Origin of the sequence: Mesorhizobium opportunistum WSM2075 (assembly GCF_000176035.2) — a bacterium.
Lineage (GTDB): Bacteria > Pseudomonadota > Alphaproteobacteria > Rhizobiales > Rhizobiaceae > Mesorhizobium > Mesorhizobium opportunistum.
Genome location: NC_015675.1, coordinates 2,121,596 through 2,146,883, shown reverse-complemented (window position 1 = coordinate 2,146,883; position 25,288 = coordinate 2,121,596). Strand labels below are relative to the sequence as shown.

17 protein-coding genes are annotated in these 25,288 nt (G+C 64.4%); 9 read left to right on the top strand and 8 right to left on the bottom strand.

What is annotated here, in order from left to right; all coding sequences use genetic code 11:
- Window positions 1-2: 2 nt before the first annotated feature.
- The 9 genes from MESOP_RS10240 (at window position 3) to MESOP_RS10200 (ending at window position 12,219) form a co-directional block, all read left to right on the top strand.
- Entirely contained in the window at window positions 3-1,241 is a 1,239-nt protein-coding gene (locus tag MESOP_RS10240) for a CmpA/NrtA family ABC transporter substrate-binding protein (RefSeq protein WP_041164053.1), read from the top strand.
- Window positions 1,242-1,596: 355 nt separating this feature from the next.
- A complete protein-coding gene (locus MESOP_RS10235; protein WP_041164589.1) occupies window positions 1,597-2,913 on the top strand; it encodes a CmpA/NrtA family ABC transporter substrate-binding protein in 1,317 nt (438 codons plus the stop codon).
- 103 nt (window positions 2,914-3,016) lie between these two features.
- Window positions 3,017-3,907 carry a nitrate ABC transporter permease gene (gene ntrB / locus MESOP_RS10230; protein WP_013893257.1) on the top strand — a complete coding sequence of 297 codons (891 nt, stop codon included), beginning with the start codon at window positions 3,017-3,019 and terminating at the stop codon, window positions 3,905-3,907.
- 10 nt (window positions 3,908-3,917) lie between these two features.
- On the top strand, window positions 3,918-4,715 hold the full coding sequence (locus tag MESOP_RS10225; protein WP_013893256.1) for an ABC transporter ATP-binding protein: 798 nt from the start codon (window positions 3,918-3,920) through the stop codon (window positions 4,713-4,715).
- A 4-nt stretch (window positions 4,716-4,719) separates the two neighbouring features.
- Entirely contained in the window at window positions 4,720-7,170 is a 2,451-nt protein-coding gene (gene nirB / locus MESOP_RS10220) for a nitrite reductase large subunit NirB (RefSeq protein ID WP_013893255.1), read from the top strand.
- Between the two features lie 217 nt (window positions 7,171-7,387).
- Window positions 7,388-7,717, top strand: coding sequence for a nitrite reductase small subunit NirD (nirD, locus tag MESOP_RS10215; RefSeq protein WP_013893254.1), 330 nt, complete (start codon window positions 7,388-7,390; stop codon window positions 7,715-7,717).
- Window positions 7,718-7,719: 2 nt separating this feature from the next.
- On the top strand, window positions 7,720-10,560 hold the full coding sequence (locus tag MESOP_RS10210; protein ID WP_013893253.1) for a nitrate reductase: 2,841 nt from the start codon (window positions 7,720-7,722) through the stop codon (window positions 10,558-10,560).
- Window positions 10,561-10,768: 208 nt separating this feature from the next.
- Window positions 10,769-11,011, top strand: coding sequence for a hypothetical protein (locus MESOP_RS10205; protein WP_013893252.1), 243 nt, complete (start codon window positions 10,769-10,771; stop codon window positions 11,009-11,011).
- A gap of 296 nt (window positions 11,012-11,307) precedes the next feature.
- Window positions 11,308-12,219: a hypothetical protein gene (locus MESOP_RS10200; RefSeq protein WP_013893251.1), complete on the top strand. Its 912-nt coding sequence runs from the start codon at window positions 11,308-11,310 to the stop codon at window positions 12,217-12,219.
- Between the two features lie 374 nt (window positions 12,220-12,593).
- Here the strand turns inward: MESOP_RS10200 and amaB are convergent, their stop codons facing one another.
- The 8 genes from amaB to MESOP_RS10160 all read right to left on the bottom strand — a co-directional run bounded on the left by amaB (window position 12,594) and on the right by MESOP_RS10160 (window position 25,140).
- On the bottom strand, window positions 12,594-14,108 hold the full coding sequence (amaB, locus tag MESOP_RS10195) for an L-piperidine-6-carboxylate dehydrogenase (RefSeq protein WP_013893250.1): 1,515 nt from the start codon (window positions 14,106-14,108) through the stop codon (window positions 12,594-12,596).
- Between the two features lie 180 nt (window positions 14,109-14,288).
- Window positions 14,289-15,563, bottom strand: coding sequence for an RNA polymerase sigma factor (locus tag MESOP_RS10190; RefSeq protein WP_013893249.1), 1,275 nt, complete (start codon window positions 15,561-15,563; stop codon window positions 14,289-14,291).
- Window positions 15,560-15,934 carry a YciI family protein gene (locus tag MESOP_RS10185; protein ID WP_013893248.1) on the bottom strand — a complete coding sequence of 125 codons (375 nt, stop codon included), beginning with the start codon at window positions 15,932-15,934 and terminating at the stop codon, window positions 15,560-15,562. The genes MESOP_RS10190 and MESOP_RS10185 overlap by 4 nt, the downstream gene beginning before the upstream one ends.
- A 106-nt stretch (window positions 15,935-16,040) precedes the next feature.
- The gene (locus MESOP_RS10180; RefSeq protein WP_013893247.1) at window positions 16,041-17,132 is read right to left on the bottom strand and encodes a DNA topoisomerase IB; all 1,092 of its coding nucleotides are present in this window, start codon (window positions 17,130-17,132) and stop codon (window positions 16,041-16,043) included.
- 196 nt (window positions 17,133-17,328) lie between these two features.
- The gene (locus MESOP_RS10175; protein ID WP_013893246.1) at window positions 17,329-18,267 is read right to left on the bottom strand and encodes a glycosyltransferase family 2 protein; all 939 of its coding nucleotides are present in this window, start codon (window positions 18,265-18,267) and stop codon (window positions 17,329-17,331) included.
- A gap of 146 nt (window positions 18,268-18,413) precedes the next feature.
- Complete coding sequence (locus tag MESOP_RS10170; protein ID WP_013893245.1) at window positions 18,414-19,298, bottom strand: transglutaminase family protein; 885 nt, start codon at window positions 19,296-19,298, stop codon at window positions 18,414-18,416.
- Window positions 19,299-19,359: 61 nt separating this feature from the next.
- A complete protein-coding gene (locus tag MESOP_RS10165) occupies window positions 19,360-21,771 on the bottom strand; it encodes a circularly permuted type 2 ATP-grasp protein (RefSeq protein WP_013893244.1) in 2,412 nt (803 codons plus the stop codon).
- A 6-nt stretch (window positions 21,772-21,777) separates the two neighbouring features.
- Window positions 21,778-25,140 (bottom strand): transglutaminase family protein, encoded by a 3,363-nt coding sequence (locus MESOP_RS10160; protein WP_013893243.1) that lies wholly within the window; start codon window positions 25,138-25,140, stop codon window positions 21,778-21,780.
- Window positions 25,141-25,288 lie beyond the last annotated feature (148 nt).

Genomic DNA, 25,288 nt, shown 5'->3' with positions numbered 1-25,288 from the left:
CGATGGGCGCCGAGCACCAGATAACCGCCGGCTTCATGCCGCTTTTCGATAGCGCCGTGCTGGTCGCCGCCGGCGAGCTTGGCTTCGCCAGGCGCGAAGGCATCGACCTGACGCTGCATCGCGAGACCTCCTGGGCCAACATCCGGGACCGCATCGCTATCGGCCACTTCCATCTCGCGCATATGCTGGGACCGATGCCGCTCGCCTGCAATCTCGGGCTGACGCCGCTCGCTTCCGAGACCATCGTGCCGTTCTCGCTTGGTCTCGGCGGCAATTGCGTCACCATCTCCAATGCAGTGTGGGAAGGCATGGCGGCGCACGGCGCGGCGCCCGATCTCGATCCGGCGCGCGCGGGTGCGGCACTTGGCGCGCTTATCCGCGAACGCGCGGCCGCTGGCCACGATCCGCTGCGCTTTGCAGTCGTGCACCCGCATTCAGGGCATAATTACGAACTGCGCTACTGGCTGGCCACTTGCGGCATCGATCCCCAGCGCGAGATCGAGATCGTCATCGTGCCGCCGCCCTTCATGGCCGACGCGCTGGCCGCGGGCCGCATCGACGGCTATTGCGTCGGCGAGCCCTGGAACAGTGCCGCGGTGGCGGCCGGCACCGGCCATATCGTCACCGTCAAGGCGCTGTTGTGGCGCAACAGCCCGGAGAAGGTGGTCGGCGTGCGCAAAGCCTGGGCCGAGCAGTCCCCCGAAGCCCTGGCGGCGCTCTTGCGCGCACTGCATCATTCGGCGCGCTGGTGCCAGGATCCGGCGAACCGCACCGAATTGGCCGATGTGATGGCCAAAGCTGCTTTCCTCGGCCTGCCGCCGGCTGTCCAGATGCCGATCCTCACCGGCCATCTCCAGTTGGGTGGCGGGGCGGACCTGGATATCGAAGACTTCTTCGTGCCCTTCGACAAGGCGGCGAACTTCCCGTGGAAGAGCCATGCCTTGTGGTTCTACACGCAGATGGTGCGCTGGGGGCATGTCGCGCACACGCCCGACAATCTCGCCATTGCCCGCGACTGCTACCGTCCCGACCTCTACCGTTCGGCGCTGAAGCCGCTGGGCGTGGCGCTGCCGGGCGCTAATTCGAAGGTCGAGGGCGCGCTCAAGGCCGCAACCGCGGTCGGCGCGACCGGGGCGGGCCTGGTGCTTGGCCCCGACGGTTTCTTTGACGGCCAGATCTTCGATCCGGACCAGATCGAAGCGTATGTCGAGAAGCAGAAATCGGCCCGCGCGAAAGCTTGATCGTTTCCGCGCCATTCTTGTGCATTGCACAAAAATTGTGCGCGCGATTGCTCTACTGAACAATCTTTGGTCTGCTCGCCATAGCGCCTGACCCGTTGACGACCGGCGTTTATCAATGATTTCATTGATATTTTTCCCTCACCGTCAAACTGGCATGGTTCCTGCTTTGAAATAATCAGGCCCTTCGCGGGTCACGGAACAGGCGTCCAATGGCGGGCGCTACAGGCAAAGCTGCCGCTCAGGTCAAGACGCGATCCGGATTCCCGGACGCGACGACCTGGCCGGCGGCTTTTTTGTTTTTGGGTCAATCGACGGCGCGGATCGCGTTCAACCGGAGACGACGATGAAGAAGACAATGAAGAAATTAATCGGCACCGGCACATCGCTCGGGGATGTGACGCGTCGTGATTTTCTGGTCAGCAGCGCGATGACGGCCGGCCTGTTCATGGCCGCCCGCAAGCTCTTTCCGTCCGGCGCCCATGCCGCTACCTCCGCCCCTGAAGTCACTGGCGCCAAGCTCGGCTTCATCGCGCTGACCGATGCCGCACCGCTGATGGTCGCCAAGGAGAAAGGGCTGTTCGCGAAATTCGGCATGCCCGATGTCGAGGTGCTGAAACAGGCCTCGTGGGGCGCGACGCGCGACAATCTGATGCTCGGCGGCGCCGCCAACGGCATCGACGGCGCCCATATACTGACGCCGCTGCCCTATCTCATGCACACCGGCAAGGTAACCCAGAACAACCAGCCGATGCCGATGGCGATCGTGGCGCGGCTCAACTACGACTGCCAGGGCATTTCGGTGGCGCAAGAATATGCCGCCACCGGCGTCGGCCTCGATGCCTCGAAGCTGAAGGACGTCTTCGCGGCCAAGAAGGCGGCCGGCAAGGACATCAAGGCCGCCATGACCTTCCCGGGCGGCACCCATGATTTGTGGCTGCGCTACTGGCTCGCCGCCGGCGGCATCGATCCCGACAAGGACGTCTCGACCATCGTGGTGCCGCCACCGCAGATGGTGGCCAATATGAAGGTCGGCAACATGGACGTGTTCTGCGTCGGCGAGCCGTGGAACGAGCAGCTCGTCCACCAGGGCGTGGGCTTCACCGCCGCCACGACGGGCGAGTTGTGGAAGGGCCATCCGGAAAAGGCGCTCGGCCTGCGCGCCGAGTTCATCGACAAGTACCCGAACGCCACCAAGGCGATCCTGATGGCCGTCATGGAAGCCCAGCAATGGTGCGAGGCCACGGAGAACAAGGACGAGATGGCCGCCATCATCGGCAAACGGCAATGGATGAACGTGCCGGTCGCCGACATCATCGGCCGCCTCAAGGGCGACATCAACTACGGCAATGGCCGCGTCGCCACCGGCACCGATCTCTACATGAAGTTCTGGAAGGGCGGCGTCTCCTATCCCTTCAAGAGCCATGATTCCTGGTTCCTCGCCGAGAACATACGCTGGGGCAAATTCGCGCCGACCACCGACATCAAGGCGCTGGTCGACCAGGTCAACCGCGAGGATCTGTGGCGCGAGGCGGCCAAGGATCTCGGCATTGCCACCGCCGACATCCCGGCGTCCTCCTCGCGCGGTGTCGAGACCTTCTTCGACGGCAAAGTCTTCGATCCGGCCAACCCGTCAGCCTATCTCGACAGCCTCAAGATCAAGGCTTCGGCCTGACCAGCGCAAACGGCGCGTTGCGCCGTTGTCGTCCCCAGCGCAACGGCACCGTTCGTGCCGTCGCACTGGCCCTCACCACCTGCCCACGGAGTTTTTCCCAGACATGTCTATCCAGACGATCGAGGACACCAAGGTGAAGGCCTTTCCCGCCAAGCCGGCCGAAGTCATCGCCTTCACGGTCAAGGCACGACGCCACTTCGATCCGGTCGCGATCGCCGGAAAGCTGGCGAGCACGCTGGTGCCGCCGGTCGTCGTCATCGCTTTGATGCTCGTCGTCTGGCAAATCGCCTGCTCGTCGCCGACATCGAGCCTGCCGCCGCCCAGCCAAGTGTGGAACGAGGCCTACGACCTCATCGCCCATCCGTTCTTCAACAATGGCCCGCAGGATATCGGGCTGGCCTGGCGGGTGCTGATCTCGCTGCAGCGTGTTGCCATCGGCTTCGGCATGGCGGCGGTCGTCGGCGTAGCGCTTGGCGCGCTGGTCGGCCAGTCTATCTGGGCGATGCGCGGCCTCGATCCGGTGTTCCAGATCCTGCGCACCGTGCCGCCGCTCGCCTGGCTGCCGCTGTCGCTGGCCGCGTTCCGCGATTCCAGCCCGTCGGCGCTGTTCGTCATCTTCATCACCTCGATCTGGCCGATCATCATCAACACCGCCGTCGGCGTGCGCAACATCCCGCAGGATTACCGCAACGTCGCCCGCATCCTGCGGCTCAACCCGCTCGAATTCTTCATCAAGATCATGGTGCCGGCCGCGGCACCCTACATCTTCACCGGCCTCAGGATCGGCATCGGCCTGTCGTGGCTCGCCATCGTGGCCGCCGAAATGCTGACAGGCGGCGTCGGCATCGGCTTCTTCATCTGGGACGCGTGGAACTCGTCGCGGCTGCCCGACATCATCGTCGCGCTCGCCTATATCGGCGTCACCGGCTTCTGCCTCGACCGCCTGGTCGCCGCGGTCGGCGTCTTCGTCACGCGCGGCACGACGGCAAAGTGAGGAGAGCGTGATGACCGCCTACCTGAAACTCGACCATATCGACAAATCCTTCGCCCGCGGCGGCCAGGTCAGCGAGGTCCTGAAGGACATCCGGCTGACCATCGACAAGGGCGAATTCGTCTCCATCATCGGTCACTCAGGCTGTGGCAAGTCGACCTTGCTCAACCTGATCGCCGGGCTGACCACGGTGTCCGCTGGCGCCGTGCTGCTCGAGAACAAGGAGGTCGACAGCCCCGGACCCGAGCGCGCCGTGGTGTTCCAGAACCACAGCCTTTTGCCGTGGCTGACGGTCTACGAGAACATCAACCTGGCGGTGTCGAAAGTCTTTGGCCGTTCCAAGAGCAAGGCCGAGCGGCATGACTGGATCATGCGCAATCTCGACCTCGTGCAGATGGCGCATGCCAGGGACAAGCGCCCGGCGGAGATCTCGGGCGGCATGAAGCAGCGCGTCGGCATCGCGCGCGCGCTGGCCATGGAGCCGAAGATCCTGCTGCTCGACGAGCCGTTCGGCGCGCTCGACGCGTTGACGCGCGCGCATCTGCAGGACGCGGTGATGGACATCCATTCCAGGCTCGGCTCGACGACGATCATGATCACCCATGATGTCGATGAGGCGGTGCTGCTCTCCGACCGCATCGTCATGATGACCAACGGCCCGGCCGCGACCATCGGCGAGGTTCTTCCCGTGCCGCTGGCCCGCCCCCGCCGGCGCATCGAACTCGCCTCGGATCGCACCTTCCTGCGCTGCCGCGAGGCGGTGCTGAAATTCCTCTACGAACGCCACCGCTTCGTCGAAGCCGCGGAGTAGGCCAATGACCGAAAAACTCGTCATCATCGGAAACGGCATGGCCCCTGGGCGCATGCTGGAGCACCTGTTGGAGCGAGCGCCGGGCCGCTACCAGGTCACCATCTTCAACGCCGAGCCCAGGGTGAACTACGATCGCATCATGCTGTCGCCGGTGCTGTCCGGTGAAAAGGCGTATGAGGAAATCATCATCCATGGCGATGGCTGGTACATCGCCAACGACATCACGCTGTACAAGGGCCACAAGATCGTCGCTATTGATCGGGCAGCGAAGACCGTCACCTCGGACCACGGCGTCACCGAACCCTACGACAAACTGGTCATCGCCACCGGCTCGGTGCCGTTCATCATCCCGGTGCCGGGCCACAATCTGCCCGGCGTGCTGACCTATCGCGACCTCGACGACGTCCAGGCGATGATGCTTGCCGCCCAGTCCAGGTCCAAGGCCGTGGTTATCGGCGGCGGCCTGCTTGGGCTCGAGGCCGCGGCCGGCCTGAGCGCGCAGGGCATGGACGTCACCGTGCTGCACGTCATGCCGACGCTGATGGAGCGCCAGCTCGATCCGGCCGCCGGCTATCTCCTGCAGCGCGCGGTCGAAGAACGCGGCATCAAGGTCATCACCAAGGCCAACACACAGGCGATCACGGGCAACGGCAAGGTGGAGCAGGTCGAACTTGCCGACGGCACAGTCATCCCGGCGACTTTGGTGGTGATGGCGGTCGGCATCCGGCCCAATGCGGCGCTGGCCAAAGAGGCGGGCATTGCCGTCAATCGCGGCATCGTCGTCGACGCCGGCATGCGCAGCAACGACCCCGACATCTTCGCGCTCGGTGAATGCGCCGAGGTCAACGGCATGGTCTATGGGCTGGTGGCGCCGCTCTATGAGATGGCGCGCGTTGCCGCGAGCCAACTCGCCGGCGACGAGGCTGCCGCCTTCGTCCACATGGACACGCCAACCAAGCTCAAGGTTACCGGCATTGACCTGTTCTCGCTCGGCGATTTCGCCGAAGGCGAGGATCGCCAGGAGATCGTGCTGCGCGATGCGGCGGCCGGCGTCTACAAGCGGCTCGTGCTCAAGGACGACCGCATCATCGGCACCGTGCTCTATGGCGAGACGGCGGACGGCGCCTGGTTCAACGACCTCAAGAAGAAACAGACCGACATATCGCAAATGCGCGATACGTTGATCTTCGGCCAGTCCTACCAGGGGGGTGCCCCGCTGGACCCTATGGCGGCCGTTGCAGCCTTGCCGGATGATGCGGAAATCTGCGGCTGCAACGGCGTCTGCAAGGGCAAGATCACCAGTACGATCACAGCCAAGGGCCTGACCTCGCTCGACGACGTCAGGGCTCACACCAAAGCGTCGGCCTCCTGCGGCTCCTGCACCGGGCTGGTCGAGAAGCTGATGGTGCTGACCATTGGCGACAACTACAACCCGGCCGCCGTACAGCCGATGTGCGGCTGCACCACGCTCGGCCATGACGAGGTGCGCCGGCTGATCAAGGCCAAGGGGCTGAAGACCATTCCCGCCGTCATGCAGGAACTGGAGTGGAAGACCTCCTGCGGCTGCGCCAAATGCAGGCCGGCGCTCAACTACTACCTCGTCTGCGATTGGCCGGACGAGTACGCCGACGACTATCAATCGCGTTTCATCAACGAGCGCGTCCACGCCAACATCCAGAAGGACGGCACCTATTCGGTGGTGCCGCGCATGTGGGGCGGCGTGACCAATGCGGCCGAGCTGCGCGCCATCGCCGATGTCGTCGACAAGTTCGAGATCCCGATGGTCAAGGTCACGGGCGGCCAGCGTATCGACATGCTGGGCATCCGCAAGGAGGACCTGCCGGCGGTGTGGGCCGATCTCGGCCAGGCCGGCTTCGTCTCGGGCCACGCCTATGCCAAGGGCCTGCGTACGGTGAAGACCTGCGTCGGTTCCGACTGGTGTCGCTTCGGCACGCAGGATTCGACCGGGCTCGGCATCCGCATCGAGAAATTCATGTGGGGCTCGTGGACCCCGGCCAAGGTCAAGATGGCGGTGTCGGGCTGCCCGAGGAACTGCGCCGAGGCGACCTGCAAGGATGTCGGCGTCATCTGCGTCGACAGTGGCTACGAGATCCATTTCGCCGGTGCCGCCGGCCTCGACATCAAGGGCACCGAAGTGCTCGGCCTCGTGAAGACGGAAGACGAGGCGCTGCAGCATATCGTGGCGCTGACACAGATGTACCGCGAGCAGGGCCGCTATCTCGAACGCATCTACAAATGGGCCAAGCGCATCGGCATCCCCGAGATCAAGCGCCAGATCATGGACGATGCGGACAAGCGCAAGGCCTATTACGAGCGCTTCGTCTTCTCGCAGAAGTTCGCCCAGGTCGATCCGTGGTCGGAGCGCGTCTCCGGCAAGGACAAGCACGAATTCCGTCCGATGGCTTCGGTCGGGTTTGCCGAGGCGGCGGAGTGATGGAGATGTTTGCGCGAGGCGCCCCCCTCTGGCCTGCCGGCCATCTCCCCCTCAAGTGGGGAGATCGGATGTCGTTTCGGTTTTCGCCAATCTCCAAAGCCGGCAGCTGGATGCCACCGTCGAAGCTGCCAATCTCCCCCCTTGCGGGGGAGATGTCCGGCAGGACAGAGGGGGGCGCCTGGGCATTTACACATCAAGCAGAGCCGGGAGCGCCCACATGAACTGGATCGCCATCGGCACCCTCTCCGACATCCCGCGCCGTGGCGCACGCTGCGTCGCCACGCCTGAAGGCAAGGTCGCTGTCTTCCGCACCGCCGACGACCAGGTCTATGCCATCGATGACCATTGCCCGCACAAAGGCGGGCCGCTTAGCCAGGGCATCGTCCATGGCGCCGCGGTGACCTGCCCTCTGCACAATTGGGTGATCTCGCTGGAGACGGGCAAGGCGCTCGGCGCCGACGAGGGCGCGGTCCGCACCATCCCGGTGAAACGGGAAGGCGAACATCTGTTCATCGCGCTGGAAGCGCTGGCCAGCCGCGCGGCCTGAACATGGACATTGAAGCAGCGCGCGAGGTGAGGACCACCTGCCCCTATTGCGGGGTAGGCTGCGGCGTGCTGGCGAAGGTTGCCGCGGACGGGCAAGTGTCCGTCCGCGGCGACCCCGACCATCCCGCGAATTTCGGCAGGCTCTGTTCGAAAGGTTCGGCTTTGGCCGAAACCATCGACCTCGAAGGCAGGCTGCTTCATCCTGAAATCCACGGCAGCCGCGCCGGCTGGGACGAGGCGCTCGACCTTGTCGCGTCGACCTTCTCGCAAACCATCGCCGAGCACGGACCGGATGCGGTCGCCTTCTACGTCTCCGGCCAGTTGCTGACCGAGGACTATTACCTCGCCAACAAGCTGATGAAGGGTTTTGTCGGCTCGGCCAACATCGACACCAATTCGCGGCTCTGCATGGCCTCGTCGGTCGCCGGCCACCGCCGCGCCTTCGGCTCCGACACCGTGCCGGGGAACTACGACGATCTCGAGCTTGCCGACCTGATCGTGCTGGTCGGCTCCAACCTCGCCTGGTGCCATCCCGTCCTCTACCAGCGCATCGCCGCGGCCCGCGAAAAGCGGCCGGACATGAAGATCGTGCTGGTCGACCCGCGCCGCACCATGACATCGGACATTGCCGACATGCACCTGGCGATCGCGGCGGACGGCGACGTCGCCTTGTTCACCGGTCTGCTCGCCTGGCTCGGCCAGCACAATGCGCTGGACCGCGCCTATATCACCGCGCACACCACCGGCTTCGGACAAGCGCTTTTCGCCGCCTCGGCGCTCGATCTGGCGGGCGTTGCCGCAGCGACGGGCCTCGGCGAAGACGAGCTTGTCCGTTTCTACAGCCTGTTTGCCGCGACCGCCAAGACGGTGACCGTCTACAGCCAGGGCGTGAACCAGTCGTCCTCCGGCACCGACAAAGTCAACGCCATCATCAACTGTCATCTCGCCACCGGCCGCATCGGCAGGCCGGGCGCCGGACCATTTTCGGTGACCGGCCAGCCCAACGCCATGGGCGGCCGCGAGGTCGGCGGCATGGCCAACATGCTCGCCGCCCATATGGAGATCGAGAACCCCGAACACCGTGACCGCGTGCGGCGCTTCTGGAATGCACCTGCTGTCGCGCAAAAGCCTGGCCTGAAGGCGGTCGAGATGTTTCAAGGCGTGGCCGACGGGCGCATCAAGGCGCTGTGGATCATAGCCACCAACCCGGTCGATTCGATGCCGGACGCCGATGCCGTCGAGGCCGCGATCAAGGCTTGCCCGTTCGTCGTGGTCTCCGACGTGCTGGTGAGCACCGACACCGTCCGCCACGCCCATGTCCGGCTGCCGGCCGCCGCCTGGGGCGAGAAGGACGGCACTGTCACCAATTCCGAGCGCCGCATCTCGCGCCAGCGCGCGTTTCTCAGCCTGCCCGGCGAAGCGCGGCCCGACTGGTGGATCATTGCCGAGGTGGCGCGTCGGATGGGATTTGGCGAAGCGTTTGCGCATGAGACGCCGGCGGCGGTTTTTGGCGAGCATGCCGCGCTGTCGGGCTTCGAGAACGATGGCGCGCGGGATTTCGATATTGGTGCTTATGAGGGTGTCGATGCGGATGAATACGACGCGCTGGCGCCTTTCCAATGGCCAGCGCCGAGCCCAGGCACCCCCCTCTGGCCTGCCGGCCATCTCCCCCGCAAGGGGGGAGATCAGCTATTGTCGCGGCCTTCGCCAATCACCAGCGACGCAGGAAACCTGCCGGCGTCGAAGCTGCCAATCTCCCCCCTTGCGGGGGAGATGTCCGGCAGGACAGAGGGGGGTGTTCAAGCTGGACCTGGCCCCTCCACCACCCGCTTCTTCGCCAACGGCAATTTCTATACCCCCGACCGCAAGGCGCGCTTCATCGCCATCCGCGCCACCACGGAAATCCGCACCACACCTGACTTCCCACTCGTCCTCAACACCGGCCGGATCCGCGACCATTGGCACACGATGACGCGCACCGGCAAAAGCCCGCGTCTGTCCCAGCACATCGCCGAGCCCTTCGTCGAAATCCATCCGGCGGATGCAGAACACCGTGGCATTGGCGATGCCGACATCGTGCGCATCTCCAGCCCGCGTGGCGAAGTGTTCGCACGTGCGCTGATCACGGCCCGCCAGCGCCGTGGCAGCCTCTTCGCGCCGATGCACTGGACCGATCAGTTCGCCGCCAAAGGGCGGCTCGACACGCTTACCGCGCCGCTCACCGATCCAATCTCAGGCCAGCCGGCGCTGAAGCACGTCGCGGCCCATATCGAGAAATTTGCCGCCAGGGCCTTTGGTTTCGCCGTGATGCGGCAACGTCCCCAAGCAATTGCCGCTCCCTATTGGGCGGCAACTCGCTGCAAGGGTGGCTGGCGAGTCGAGCTTGCTTTCGCCGAGCCGGAGGTCGATTGGACGGGCTTTGCCCGGTCAATGTTCGGTGTGGAGCCGCGAGCAGAAATGCTTGCCTATCACGACCGCGATGCCGGACAGCATCGCATTGCCGCTTTCGATGGCGAGCACCTCGCCGGCGCCTTGTTCGTCGCGCCCGGTCCGGTCGCTGTGTCGCGCGGCTGGGCGGCTGAACAGTTGGAAATATCCCACGCCGGCCAACGCGAACGCTTCCGCATCGTCGCCGGTCGTGCCGGCGCCGAACGGCCCGATGCCGGCGCGACCGTCTGCTCCTGCTTCACCGTCGGCGTCAACCAGATCGTGACCGCCGTGGCGGCCGGCTGCACGACCGTCGAAGCCATCGGCGATGCCCTGAAGGCCGGCACCAATTGCGGCTCCTGCCGGTCCGAGATCCGCGCCATCATCCTGGCCAACCGCGTCCAGGCCGCCGAATGAGCTGCGTCCAAGGCGTTTGACCGGCCGCCGATCACAAGCTGTCCACTTTGCGTTCCTTGCCCTCTAACGAGTTGGAACGCCCTCTATATGGATTACAGGGCCACGAACCGCCGGCGATGAGAGGATCATCGCGACGCGACGGGAGTGGATGGCCCGCGATTGGAAAGCGATACCTTTACCGCTTTTTCCGCTGAAGGGAGGCGCGACCATGCGCAGTTTCACACCGAAGATCATAGCAATCGCATCGCTTCTGGCGGCGATGCCTTTATCGAGTGCCTACGCGGTGCATCGCCACCGGGTCGAACCGAGCGGCATGTCTGTCGAGGCAAAAGTGGTCGTGGATCAGTTGCAGGGCGTCAAGCAGGGGATTGTCGAGGCAAGAGTTGCCGGCATTTTTGCCAATCACGATCTTCTTTCGATAGTCCTCTCAGTCACTCGCATTTCGGAGTAGAACGCGGCAAAGCTTCGCCGCCGGGCGATGTCTTATCGCTCGTCAAAACCACGGCTGGTCTGCACCCATGTCCGAAAGGCGTGCCCCGCCGCTCGGAATGACGCGGAAACTATGCCTGGCCCTGATGAAGGTCAATTCAACGGGGGGCCGTTCGGCTGACTATCATTGGGAGGGGTTTTCCAAGTCATAGCAATCAGTTAGCGGACTGGACTATGCCCCATCGCCGTAGCTCCATGCCTTGGCTGGCCTGTTCTCCACAATTGGTACGTCTGGACAGAAGTGTTGAAGACTGAAAAATGGGAAACGTAACTTCGCCATGCGAGTTTGATTCAAGCATCAGGAGACCAGCGCTGAATCTGGAAGACATAGCCCGACATCCGGCCCTGCACCGCTACGTTCAAGAACAGTCGAAGGCGCTGATCCGAATCTATGAGGAGAGCCCGCGGCTGGCGTCCATTTTTGCCACGCAGCAGCGCTGGCTGATGGGTCATGCCGGCCTGGCCATGCACTTCAGGCGCGACCCTAACGACCGCCGCAAGGAACTGACCGTATCGCGCTTCATCGAGGTTGTGCACAAGAACGAGGTAGCCAGCCGCAACACGGCAGACGCTTTCATCAAGGAGATGCTGCACTACAACATCGCCGAGTATGTGGCGGGTGGAGACGGTCGCACCCATCCCCTGCAACCGACGGCGGCCACCATCGAGAGATTCACCGGCTGGGTGATCGCCCATCTGCGCACGCTTGACCATATCGACGGCGGCGACCGGCTGGCCAGATACCTGGACCGGCCCGACATGCTTGCCACGTTGCAGCCCCTGGTGGCTGACGGCCTGCTTGCCTCAAAGCCAGTGCGCGAACCCAACCAGACCTTTTCCCTGTTCATCTGGCTCAACAATGGCGGCATCGTCATGGACTGGTTGATGTCAGGCATCGATCCCGACCATGCCGACCTGGAGCGGATTCCGACCAGCGTGGTTTCGATCGGCGACTTCGCCAAATGGCTCAAGCTGTCGCGGACCCATCTCGGCCGCAAACTGCGCACCGCCGAGGAACTCGGCAGCATCGGCTGGCTCGGCCAGCGAGGCCATTCGGTGATGTGGGTATCACACGGATTCTACGAGGAATACATGACCGTCCAGGCCGCCAAGCTGGCCGTCGTCGACGGTGCCTTCAAAGCTTGCTTCCCGCCATCGCAAGGCAATTGAGCAATATCGGGCATCGAAGCAATTCCAGGAAAAGTGTGAGACGGCTTCCCTCCCACAAACCAACGAGATCATGCGGTTCGGCGTTTTCGTGGAACGCCGGACCGCTTGCGTCACCTCTCCGGCAGGCGGATGATCCGGGCGGCATCCCCCATACGGGAGATGCACAAATCCGGCATGGCAGGTAGACACTTTGATTGCCGCCGCCTGTGCGGCGTTGCGGTCGGTGAGAAATCCGCATGAAAAGACGCTACGAAAGGCCAACGCCGGACAAGCGCGAAAGACTGTCCAGCGTTACGGCGTTGTGTACGCCCTCCACCTGTGTCGATTCATGCTCGCCGAGCACCGACACTGATCTAGGGTAAGCCCCGACTGTCTCAATCGATGTCGAACGAGACACCCTGGGCAAGCGGCAGCGCCTTGGAATAGTTCACCGTATTGGTGGCGCGCCGCATATAGGCCTTCCACGCATCGGAGCCGCTCTCGCGGCCGCCGCCGGTTTCCTTTTCGCCGCCGAAAGCACCGCCGATCTCGGCCCCCGACGTGCCGATATTGACGTTGGCGATGCCGCAGTCCGAACCGTCAACCCCGAGGAAGCGCTCGGATTCCTGCAGGTCACGGGTGAAGATCGACGACGAAAGGCCGGCGCCAACCGCGTTGTGCTCGTCGAGCACGGTATCGAAATCCGAATATTTCATCACATAAAGGATCGGCGCGAAGGTCTCTTCCGTCACCGGCGAGACCTGTTTCGGCATCTCGACCAGCGCCGGGTGCACGTAGTAGGCGTCCGGATGACCGTTCTCGAGCCGCGCCCCGCCAGTCACCTTGCCGCCATGCGACACCGCTTCCTTCAAGGCCTTCTGCATGTTGTCGAAGGCAGCCTTGTCGATCAGCGGCCCGACCAGCGAAGAGGTCTCCAGCGGGTTGCCGACCGAAACACTTTCGTATGCTTTCTTCAGACGTGGAACCAGGGCGTCATAGACGCTGTCATGCACGAACAGGCGCCGCAGCGTCGTGCAACGCTGGCCGGCGGTGCCCATCGCTCCAAAGGCAATCGCGCGCAGCGCCATGTCGAGGTCCGCCGTCGGGCAGACGATGCCGGCATTGTTGCCGCCGAGCTCCAGCACGGCGCGCGCGAAGCGCTTGGCCAGGCGCGGCCCGACGTCCCTGCCCATCCGGGTCGAGCCGGTGGCCGAAACCAGCGGCACCTTGGGATGGTCGACCAGGATCTCGCCGACCGCACGATCGCCGATCAGCACCGGCGCCAGGCCCTGAGGCGCGTCCGCGCCGAAGCGCTTGACGGCGCGCTTGAAGATCGCCTCGCAGGCAAGTGCGGTCAGCGGCGTCTTCTCCGACGGCTTCCACACCACCGCGTCGCCGCAGACCAGCGCCAGCGCTGCGTTCCACGACCATACCGCGACCGGGAAGTTGAAGGCCGAAATGACGCCGACGACGCCAAGCGGATGCCAGGTTTCCATCATCCGGTGGCCCGGACGCTCGGTGGCGATGGTCAGGCCGTACAATTGCCGGGACAGACCAACGGCGAAATCGCATATGTCGATCATCTCCTGCACTTCGCCGAGGCCCTCGGACGGGATCTTGCCGACCTCGATCGACACCAACCGGCCGAGCTCGGCCTTGTGCGCGCGCAGTTCCTCGCCAAGCAGGCGCACCAGTTCGCCGCGCTTCGGGCCCGGAACCAGCCGCCAGGACTGGAACGCCTTGTGCGCGGCATCGATGGTCTTGGCCGCCTCAGTCGGCGAGATGGTCTTCAGCGCCGCGATCTCCTCGCCCGTCACCGGGCTGCGCACGATCAGGTCGCCGCCAACAAGCGCGTCCTTGGCGACACCCAGTTTCGCCAGAAGTTCGGCCGTTTCCTTCGCTATCGTCATTTTTGTCCCTTTCAGATCCCGTCGCTCAAATGGCTTCGGTCAGAGCTTCGCGCCACGTTACCCGCGTGCCGGCTGGCATATCGGGCACGGTCATGGCGTGGCATTACGCGTTTCGGGGGAAAATCGCCACCCCGGCATGGTCCAAGCCCGACCTGCACGATTGAGCCAGGCAGACGGAGCTCAGTTGGCCTTTTTTGCCGGCGCGCGCACGGCGCCGTCCTTCATCAGGCGGTCGATATGCATGCGGATATGGGCCGCTTCGGCCGCCGTATTGGCAAGCGCGATGGCGCGGTCGAAGGCGATGCGCGCCTCGTCGCCCCGGTCGAGCTGCATCAACAGCCCGCCCTTGAGGCCGAAGAAGTGGAAATAGCCGGAAAGCCTCGGCTCCAGCGGTTCGATGATGGCAAGGGCTGCTTCCGGGCCGCTCACCTTGGAGACCGCAACCGCGCGGTTGAGCGTCACCACCGGCGATGGCTGCATCTGTTCGAGCAGGCCGTAAAGCAGGTCGATCTCCACCCAGTCGGTATCCTCGGCCTTCGTAGCCCGGGCGTGCAGCGCCGCGATCGCCGCTTGCACCTGATAGGGACCGGGCTTGCGATGGCGCAACGCCTTGTCGACCAGCGCCAGCCCTTCGTCGATCATCTTGCGGCTCCACAGGCCGCGATCCTGGTCCTCGAGCAGCACGATCTCGCCGTCTTCGTCGAAACGGGCCGGCGCGCGCGCATGCTGCAGCAAAAGCAGCGCCGTCAGCCCCATGATCTCCGGTTCGGCCTGGAACAGCCTGAGCAGCAGCCGAGCCAGCCGGATTGCCTCCTCGCAGAGCGGTGCACGGGCTGGCGCCTCGCCGCTGTTGGTCGAATAGCCTTCGTTGAAGATCAGGTAGACCATGGCCGCCACCGCGGCCAGCCGTTCCGAGCGCTCGACCGCGCCCGGTGTCTCGAACGGCACGCCGGCGTCCGCGATGCGTGCCTTGGCGCGGGTGATGCGTTGTTCCATGGCGCTTTCACCGACCAGGAAGGCGCGCGCGATCTGCTTGACGGTGAGACCGGAGACGATGCGCAGCGCGACGGCGATCTGCTGTGTCGCGGGCAAGTCAGGGTGGCAGCAGATGAACAGGAGCCGCAGGATGTCGTCGCGGTAATGCGCGCCGTCCAGCCGCTCGGCGATATCGCTTTCGGCATCCTCCAGATCGGAGATCTGGTCCTCTTCCGGCATCGGCGCCTGTTTGGCGCGCTTGCGCACCGCGTCGATGCCGCTGTTGCGGCCGACGAAGATAAGCCAGGCCGCCGGGTCGCGCGGCGGCCCGTTCTGCGGCCAGTTCTTCAACGCCCTGAGGCAGGCATCCTGGAAAGCTTCCTCCGCGGTATCGAGATCGCGGAAATAGCGCAGCAGCGCTCCCATCGCCTGCGGGCGGGCGGCGCTGATCGCGGAGCTGATCCAGGCAAGTTCGGTCATACGGCAACCCTGGTGGGATTGAAGATGGAGACCGGCCGGATCTCGTAGGAACCGCCGCTCGGGTTGACCTCGGAGAGTTCGCGCGCGAATTCGACCGCCTCGTCGAGATCGGCGCAATCAAGCGTGTAGAAGCCGAGGAACTGTTCCTTGGTCTCGGCGAACGGCCCGTCGATGACGACCGATTCGCCCTTGACCTTCCGCAGCGTCGTCGCCGCCGTCGTCGGCAAAAGCCGTGCCACCGGGCCGAGCCGGCCGGCATTGGCGTATTTCTGCTGAACGTCGAGGAGATCGGTCATGACCTTGTCGTCCTGCTCCTTGCTCCAGGAGCAGACGACGTCTTCGGAGGCATAGCAGAGGATGGCATAAAGCATGGGCGGTCCTTTTCTGTATCAAAGGACGAAACAGTAAGGCCGATCCCGACATGACGTCGATAAAAAAATCCGACGGCTTTGGATTTGGCGCCGCTGGCAACCGCAATCAACCTTCATGTGCCCTCAACCATCTCAGCACGAGCGCTTCCTCCTCGTCGAGACCGTCGATGGAACGCTTGCGCCTGTTGGCTTCGGCTATTTCGGCAAGTAGGCGCCCCTGTGACCAGGCTTCGAGGACCCGCGGGTGGATATAGCATTTTCGGCAGACGGCGCGAGTGTTGCCCAACCGCTCGGCCACCTTGTCGATGACGCTGTTCATCACACGCTTTTGCTGCGCCTGGCTTTCGGGCAATTCCGTCTGCGCAAACAGCGAAGCGGCACGGATGGTGCCGCCCCATGTGCGGAAATGCTTCGAAGTGAATGCGTCGCCCGCGGCCTGCCGGATATAGAGGTTGATGTCCTCCGAACGGACCGGCCGTCTGTTGTCGTCCTCGTCCAGGTATTGGAACAGTTTCTGGCCAGGCAGGTCCTGCGCGCCCCGTACGATCCCGGCGATGCGGCGATCGACCAGTTTCAATTTCCATTCCTTCCCGGACTTGCCCTTGAAGGCGAACCGCAGGCTCGATCCCTTGATGTCGACATGCCGATCCCGCAATGTCGTCAGTCCGAAGCTCTTGTTGTCGCGGGCGTAGGCGGCATTGCCGACGCGTATCATCGTGTTGTCGAGCAGCCAGACGACCGCGGCGACGACGCGTTCCAGCGGCAGACCGTGGCGGCGCAGGTCGCTGTCTATCCTGCGCCTCAATTCCGGCAGGCTTTCGGCGAAGGCGACGAGGCTCGAATATTTGGCGCTGTCGCGTTCTTCGGCCCATTGCGGATGATAGCGATACTGCTTGCGCCCCCGCTGATCCCTTCCGGTCGCCTGGATATGCCCATTGGCGTCGGGCGAGATCCAGACATCCGTCCACGCCGGCGGGATGACGATAGCCTCGATACGTGCCCTGGTGGCATCCGAGACCGGTCGCCCGTCCGGTCGCTCGTAGGAAAATCCCTTACCTGCCTTCAGCCGGCGAATACCGGGCTCGGCATCGCTGACATAGGTCAGCGCAGCGTGCTCGGCCGAGGTTTGCGCCCCGTTCTTCGGCGCAGCGCAGCTGCCGGCCGACATGCCGCGCGATAATCCAGATCTCCGCAGCATGACGGCTCCACGCAAATACCCGTACATAAGCCGTTGGCTGACCGCTGGTTCCACCGCCGGCCGCAAAGTCGATGGTAACCGACATCCGTCGGCCGGCGAGATGCAGGGAATCCAGAGCAATTCCAGGAAAAATATGAAACGGTTTCCCGGGAAAAGCGCAGCGCTTTCCCTTTGGGAGTTGCGTCAAAAGAAAGAGTTAGAGGGCGCCTTGCAGCTCTATCCGTGGTGCCGACAGACGGCACCGTACGGCGAGCTTCAGCCTGTAGCGCAGGCAGCGCCAGGCTTCCGACCGCCGCTTCGGCGCGGCTGCGGCCACCGCCAGGAAGCGCGCGGCGGTGTCGAGATCGCCGCGTGCATAGTGGACGCGCGCGATCTTGAGGGCGACAAGCCCCTCCCTCGTCTTCAGTGCCGAGACCGGGATGTTGCAATCGGTGAGCGTGCGCAATTCCCGGCGCCACTCCAGGAAGCGCCGCACCGGGTTGATCGCGAAACGATCGTCGGAACGGGCCGGCGAAACCTCATAGACCATGACGGGCTGCGGGATCATGGCCAGCGACGCCTTGCTCATCAGCCGCGCCCAGAACAGCGTGTCCTCGTCATAGGCAAGGCTGACCGGAAACCGTGTTTCGCCGATCAGGCGCCGAGATGCCAGCACGCTGCCAACGGCCACCGAACGTATATCGCCTTTGACATAGGCCGAAGCGTTTGCGAGGCAGGCGTCCTGATAGCCGTTCGGCACCTTAATCTGCCGGTCCTGGCCATTCACGCGTCGGCGGTAGGCGCCAACGATCATGTCGGCTTTCGGCTGGCTCTGGGCCTGCCGCAGCAGCGCGCGCAATCCACCTTGAAGATGCAGGTCGTCGGCGTCGATCAGATATACCCAGGGATGAAGCGCCTGCGCCAGCGCCCCGTTGCGGGCGCCACCGGCATCGCGGCAGTCGGCCGGCAACACGCGTAGCGGCAGCGACAGTTGCGCCGCCGCCCGCCTTGCGACCGCCGCCGTGTCGTCCGTCGATGCGTCGTCGACCAGCAGGATCTCGCCGATGACCTCGGCCTCGCCTCGCAGCGACGCCAACGTTGTCCCAATGGTAGCCGACGCGTTGTGGGCAGGAATGACGACGCTGACCGCTTTCAATTACAAAATCCCGCGCCTGCGCGCTCTAGCAGTATAATGGCTGTGCCCTCGAAACGAACATAGAATAGCGGCCCCTTCGATGTTTGAGAAGCCGCTTCATCCACCGCATTTGCAGCGACAGGGTGCGCCTCCTGTTTCGGTCCGCCTCACGCCTTTTCAAGGGCGACCGGAATGACGTCGACAGCCTGCTCGCCGACCTGCCCGCCGGTGGTCTTCAACACACCGACGATCGGTGCCACGTCCGAATAATCGCGGCCGAAGCCGACCGTGATATGGTCGTTGCTGGCCCGCATGCCGTTGGTCGGGTCGAACTCCTGCCAGCCGGCGTCGCGCCCGCACCACACCTTGACCCAGGCGTGCATGGCATCGGCGCCTTCCAGCCGCGGCTTCCCCTTCGGTGGAATGGTGCGCAGGAAGCCGCTGACATAGCCGGCCGGAATGCCGAGCCCGCGCAATCCGGCGATCATGATGTGCGAAAAATCCTGGCAAACGCCGCGCTTCAACCGGAAAGCATCGCTGGCCCGGGTCCGCACCGTGGTCGCCTCGCCATCATAGGTGAAATCGCGATGGATGCGGTTGCACAGGGTCATCGCAGTACCGGCGGCCGAATTGCTGACGCTGTCCTGCGCATAGGCGGTGATCGCGGCATCGATGCCCGCATGGCTGCTGGCAGTCAGAAAGTGATGCGGCGAGGCAGACGCCAACGACCGCACCACGGCGAGTTCCTGCCTGAGCCGGCCGATATCGGGCGACACATCGAGCCCCGGCTCGGGCCGCGACACCGAGACGCGTGCGCTCATCCTGATGTCGAGCGCGTCATGCGCGTCGCGAAAGGCGATCGAGGTAACGCTGTTGCCGAAGAAGTCAGAGAAATCCGACCGTTCGTTGGGCGCCGGCGCAAAGGACAGGGATGCCGCAATGACGCGCTGCACGCCGGAAATCGTCGACGGCAGAACACGGATCTGATGACGGCCGCCGCCGGCCGCGGCTGCGTAGTCGTAATGGAGATGAAGCCTGATGTCGTAAAGCATGCGCCACTTTTCTTGTCTTGTCTTGGCTCGGGTTCCGGTCGCAAAACCGTGCGATCCGGGCCTAGCCGAAATAGGCCTTCGAAAGGCTGCTGTAGAGGCCGCCTATCTCGCTGGCGAGATCATCCAGAGCCTTTGCCGTCATGTCCGACGGCTCCTTGATGGCGATGGCCGTGTTGAGCTGCAGGATCTCCTTCGCCGCCGGCGACATATGCCCCTCGCCGCCAACCGAGGGCAACAGGCCGATCTCGGCCTTCAGCCTTTCGAGCTGGAACAGGATCGAGCGCGGATTGAGCGGATCGAGCGCCAGAAGATCGATCACCGTGCGCCGGCCGGCCTGCACCGGATATTGCCGGCGATGGGTCATCACGCTGTCGCCGATCTCCAACATCATGTCGAGCGCGCCGTCCGGCGCCTTGGTGCTGGTCAGCCGGGCGAGCGTGCGGGCGATCTGGATGCCGCGCTCCAGCCGCCGGCCGATCTCGAGGAAGCGCCAGCCGGCGAAGCGGTACATGTTCTCGTGCAGCAGGCCGGAGAAGCCGGCAAGCTTGCGCAGGATGACGGTCATTGCCCGCGTCGCGTCGTCGCCCGGCGACACCGTCGTTGCGAACTGATGGATGGTCTTCGACAGGTCCTTGAGCGCCAGCCAGCCATCCGGTGAGAAGCGGTCGCGGATCTGCCCGGCGCTGTAGACGGCGCTGTCCAGCGTGCCGATCAGTCCCGACGGTATCGCCGTTTCGACGTCGATGCCGAACGGTTCGAGATAATCCCTGATGTCGGCCAGCAGCGGCATGTCCGGATCGGATGTTTCGGCAAGCCGCACATGATAGGCGCGCAGGATGCGCACCGTGTCTTCCGAGCGTTCGATGTAGCGGCCGAGCCAGGTCAGGTTTTCCGCAGCGCGGCTGGGCAGGCTGCCTGGCCGGGTGCGGTTGAAGCTGTCGCCCTCCTGCGGCAGCAGCGTTTCGCGCTCCACCGGCCGGTCGCTGACCACCCAGACGTCGGCCGCCTGGCCGCCGCGCTGCATGGCTATCGCCGTCGGGTCGAGCGACAGGCCGACGCGGGCAAAACCGCCCGGCATGACCGTCCAGCCCTCGGGCGTGCGCGCCAGATAGACGCGCAGGCTCGCCGGCCGCGGCTCCAGCCAGCCGCCGACATAGACTGGTGTCGTCGAAAGCGTCACCGCTTCCTGGCCGACGAAGGCACCGCCCTCGCGTTCGATGTGCGCCACCAACTCCGCCCGCTCTCCGGCCGACAACGCCGAGCCAAGCCTGGTCTGGTCGTCATCCTCGAAGGCAAGCCTTGTCGACAGTGCCGGGCCGATCACCATGCGGTCGATATTGGCAAGCACGTGGGCCCGTTCCGATTGTTGCCCGCACCACCATGTCGCCACGCTGGGCAACTTGAGTTCCTCCCCGCGCAGCTCGCGCGCGATCTTGGGCAGGAAGCCGAGCAGCGCCCGCGTTTCCATCAGCCCCGAGCCCAGCGCATTGACCGTCGCAACCGCACCCTGGCGGATCGCCTCGACCAGCCCCGGCGTCCCGATTTGCGAATCCGATCTCAGTTCCAGCGGATCGGCGAAAGCGGCATCGAGCCGTCGCCACAACACGCTGATCGACATCAGGCCCGACACGGTGCGGACCATCAGCCGGCCGCCGGAAACGGTCAGATCCTCGCCTTCGAGCAGCATGATGCCGAGGTAGCGGGCGATATAGGCGTGTTCGTAATAGGTTTCATTGAGCGGCCCCGGCGTCAGGATGGCGACGCGGCCGTCGGTTTCCTTGGCCATGCCGATCAGCGCATCGCGGAAGCGGCGGAAGAAGCCCGCGAGCCGGTGCACATGCATCTCGCCATAGATGTCGGACAGCGCGCGCGTGGTGGCGACGCGGTTCTCCAGCGCGAAACCGGCGCCGGACGGCGCCTGCGTGCGGTCGCCCAGCACCCACCAGCTTCCGTCTGGTCCACGGCCAAGCTCGAAGGCGCAGAAATGCAGGAAATGGCCGCCGGCCGGATTGGTGCCGACCACCGGCCGCAAATATTCCGGGCTGGCGGCAATCAGTCCCGCCGGCAGGATGCCCTTTTCGACGAGCCGGTTCGGCCCATAGATATCGGCGATGGTTTCCTCGAACAGCTCGGCGCGCTGGACAAGGCCGGCGCTGATGTCGGCCCATTCGGCGTCTTCGATGAGCAGCGGCACATGCGCCAGCGGCCATTCGCGTTCATTGGCGCCGGCCTTGTCATAGACGCGGTAGTAGACGCCGGCATCGCGCAGATACTGGTCGGCGCGGGCGAACCGCTGGCCGAGCTTTTCGGCGCCGAGCTCGTCGAGCGCCTCGATGAAATGCTTCCAGACCGGGCGGGGATTGCCCGACGCATCGACCATCTCATCGACGACGCCGTCAATCGGCTGGTAGTGCTCCAGCAAGCTGTGGGTCTGCGGCTTGCCGCGTACCCTTCTGTGATTCCCCTTTGCCATCGCTGATCAGAGTCTTGCCGGCCGCCGAAGGTCAAGGGTCATCGGGAAATCTTCCGCCGGTTGTTCCTCGCGCAGCACATAGCCCGATGGCGTGTGGCCGCGCGGTTCGAAGCGGGCGAGCCGCCGTGCCTCGGCCTCATTGCCGTTGACCGGGAAGGTGTCGTAATTGCGCCCGCCGGGATGGGCGACGTGGTAGACGCAACCGCCGACCGCCCGGCCGGACCAGCGGTCATAGATGTCGAACACCAGCGGCGTGTTGACCGGCAGCGCCGGATGCAGGCCGGAGGCCGGCTGCCAGGCCTTGAAGCGGACGCCCGCCACCGCGATCTCGCGGTTGTCGGTAACCTTCATCGGCACGATGCGGCCATTGCAGACGATCGCATGACGCTCGGGGTTGAGACCCTCGGTCTTGACCTGCAGCCGCTCGACCGAGGAATCGACGAAGCGCACGGTGCCGCCGATGGCGCCCTGCTCGCCCATCACATGCCACGGCTCCAGCGCCTGCCGCAGCTCCAGCTTGATGCCAGCATGCTGGACCTCGCCGCAGAAGGGAAAGCGGAATTCAAGCTGGGCGTCGAACCATTCGGGACGGAATTCGAAGCCATTGAGGTTGAGGTCGTCCAGCACGTCGAGAAAATCCGCCCAGACATGATGCGGCAGCATGAAACGGTCATGCAGCGAGGTGCCCCAGCGCACGAAGCGCCCGTCGAGCGGGTTTTTCCACGCGCGAGCAATGATCGCCCTGACCAGCAATTGCTGTGCCAGCGACATACGCGCGTTGGGCGGCATCTCGAAGCCGCGGAATTCGACCAGCCCAAGACGCCCTGTCGGACCGTCCGGCGAAAACAGCTTGTCGATGCAGATTTCCGAGCGGTGCGTGTTGCCGGTGACGTCGGTCAACAAATTGCGGAACAGCCGGTCGACCAGCCACGGCAGAGGTGCGGAGCCGGTGTCCGGATGCGGCACCTGCGCCATGGCGATCTCGAGCTCGTAGAGCGAATCGTGACGCGCTTCATCGAAGCGCGGCGCCTGGCTGGTCGGACCGATGAAGAGGCCGGAGAACAGATAGGACAGCGAGGGATGCCGCTGCCATTGCAACACCAGGCTCTTCAGCAAATCGGGCCGGCGCAGGAACGGACTGTCATTGGGCGTCGCGCCGCCGACCACCACATGGTTGCCGCCGCCGGTGCCGGTATGGCGGCCGTCGATCATGAACTTGTCGGCGCCAAGCCGCGTCAGCCGCGCTTCGTCATAGATCGCCGTAGTTGTCGCCACGCAGTCCTGCCAATTGGCAGCTGGATGGATGTTGACCTCGATGACGCCCGGATCGGGTGCCACGCGGATGACGTTGAGGCGAGGATCATGCGGCGGGCCATAGCCCTCTATATGCACGGGAAGACCAATCGCCTTTGCTGCATTCTCGGCTGCGGCGACCAGTTCGAGATAGTCCTCCAGCGCCTCGACCGGCGGCATGAAGACGCACAACCGTCCATCGCGCGGCTCGACCGAGAGCGCCGTGCGCACCGCGCCGCCGATCTCGGTGATCTCCTGCTCGACCCGGTCCTGCTGTCCGGTCGCGGCGGTAAATGAGGCAGCCTGCTGGCGCCGCGCCATCTCGTCGGCGCCTTCAAGCTCGGCTGGCGCGGGCCCTGGCAACATGGCTTCACGCGTCGGCAACGGTCCACGCGGCAGCGACGGATCGACCGGCACGATGTAGGGGAACTGCGCCGGCGGCACGTGAGGAAGCGTGCCGAGCGGCAGCCGATAGCCGACCGGTGAATCGCCTGGCACCAGGAACAGCCGGCCGCGCCGCGTCGTCCATTTTTCGGATCGCCAGCGAGGGTCCGAGGCCTGGCTGTTCCACCGCTGCACCGGCAGCACGTAGCCAGACGGCTTGGTCAGCCCGCGCTCGAACACCTTTGCCATGCGGCTGCGTTCTTCCGGGTCTTCCAGCTTGGAGTTCGACGGATCGACATTCTCGGGCAGCTTGCCTTCCTTGAGCAGCCATTCGGCCGGGTCCTCATAGGCTTCGCTGACCATGGACGTGTCGATGCCAAGCTCATCGGCGATCGCCGTCAGCAGGTTTTCCGCCTGCTGCGGGCCGACATTATCGGCCGCGCTCTTTTCGTGCGCGATCAGCGATGGGTCGCTCCATACCGGCTGACCGTCGGTGCGCCAGTAGAGCGAAAAGGTCCAGCGCGGCAGGCTTTCGCCGGGATACCATTTGCCCTGGCCATAATGCAGGAAGCCGCCGGGCGCAAAGCGTTCGCGCAGCCTTCGGATCAGCGCATCGGCCTTTTCGCGCTTGGTCGGCCCGACGGCGGCGGTGTTCCACTCGGCGGATTCAAAATCGTCGATCGACACGAAGGTCGGCTCGCCGCCCATGGTCAGCCGTACGTCCCCCGTCGCCAGTGCGGCATCGACCTTGTTGCCGAGAGCGTCGAGCGCCTGCCAGCTTTCATCGGAGAACGGCTTGGTGATGCGCGGATGCTCGGCGATGCGGTCGACCCGCATGTCAAAGCCGAACTCGACATTGGCGAAACTCGCCATGCCGGAAATCGGTGCTGCATTGCGGAAATGTGGCGTTGCCGCCAACGGCACATGGCTCTCGCCGGTGAGCAGGCCCGAGGTAGGATCGAAGCCGATCCAGCCGGCGCCGGGAAGATAGACTTCGCACCAGGCGTGCAGGTCTGTGAAATCGACAGCGGTGCCGGCCGGCCCATCGAGCGCCACCAGATCCGGCTTCAGTTGGATCAGATAGCCCGAAACGAAGCGCGCGGCGATGCCCAGATTGCGCAGGATCTGCACCAGCAGCCAGCTCGAATCGCGGCACGATCCCTTGGCCGCGGCCAGCGTCTCCTCCGGCGAGAACACGCCGGTCTCCATGCGCACGATATAGGCGATCTCGCGCTGCAGCCTGGCATTGAGATCGACGAGGAAATTGACCGTATTTTCCGCGCTGCGGTCGATGGTGTTGAGGAAGGCCGAGAGCAGCGGTCCCGCTGGCTCCGGCGTGCGGTAAATGGCGAGGTCGTCGCGGATCTCTTCCGGATATTCGAACGGAAATGCCTCGGCGGACGGCTCGACGAAGAAATCGAACGGATTGTAGATCGTCATGTCGGCGACGAGATCGACCTCGATCTTCAGTTCGCTCACCGGTTCCGGAAACACGAAGCGAGCGAGGAAGTTGCCGTAGGGATCCTGCTGCAGGTTGACGAAGTGGTTCGCCGGCTCGATCTTCAGCGAATGGCTCAGCACCTTGGTGCGGGAATGCGGCGCCGGTTGCAGCCTGATGATCTGAGGACCGAGCACCACCGGCCGGTCGTATTTGTAATGGGTCAGGTGATAGACGGCTGCCAGAATTGCCATAGGGCCCCGGAATTCAGCGTTTCAAACGAACGCTAGACCCTGACACAGATAGTAGCCGATCTCCAAGCGGATGTTGCGGTGCACCCAATCGAACACCTTGTTTCGTCGCCCCAAGCCTTCCCGACCCCGAGCAGTTCGACCCCCACTC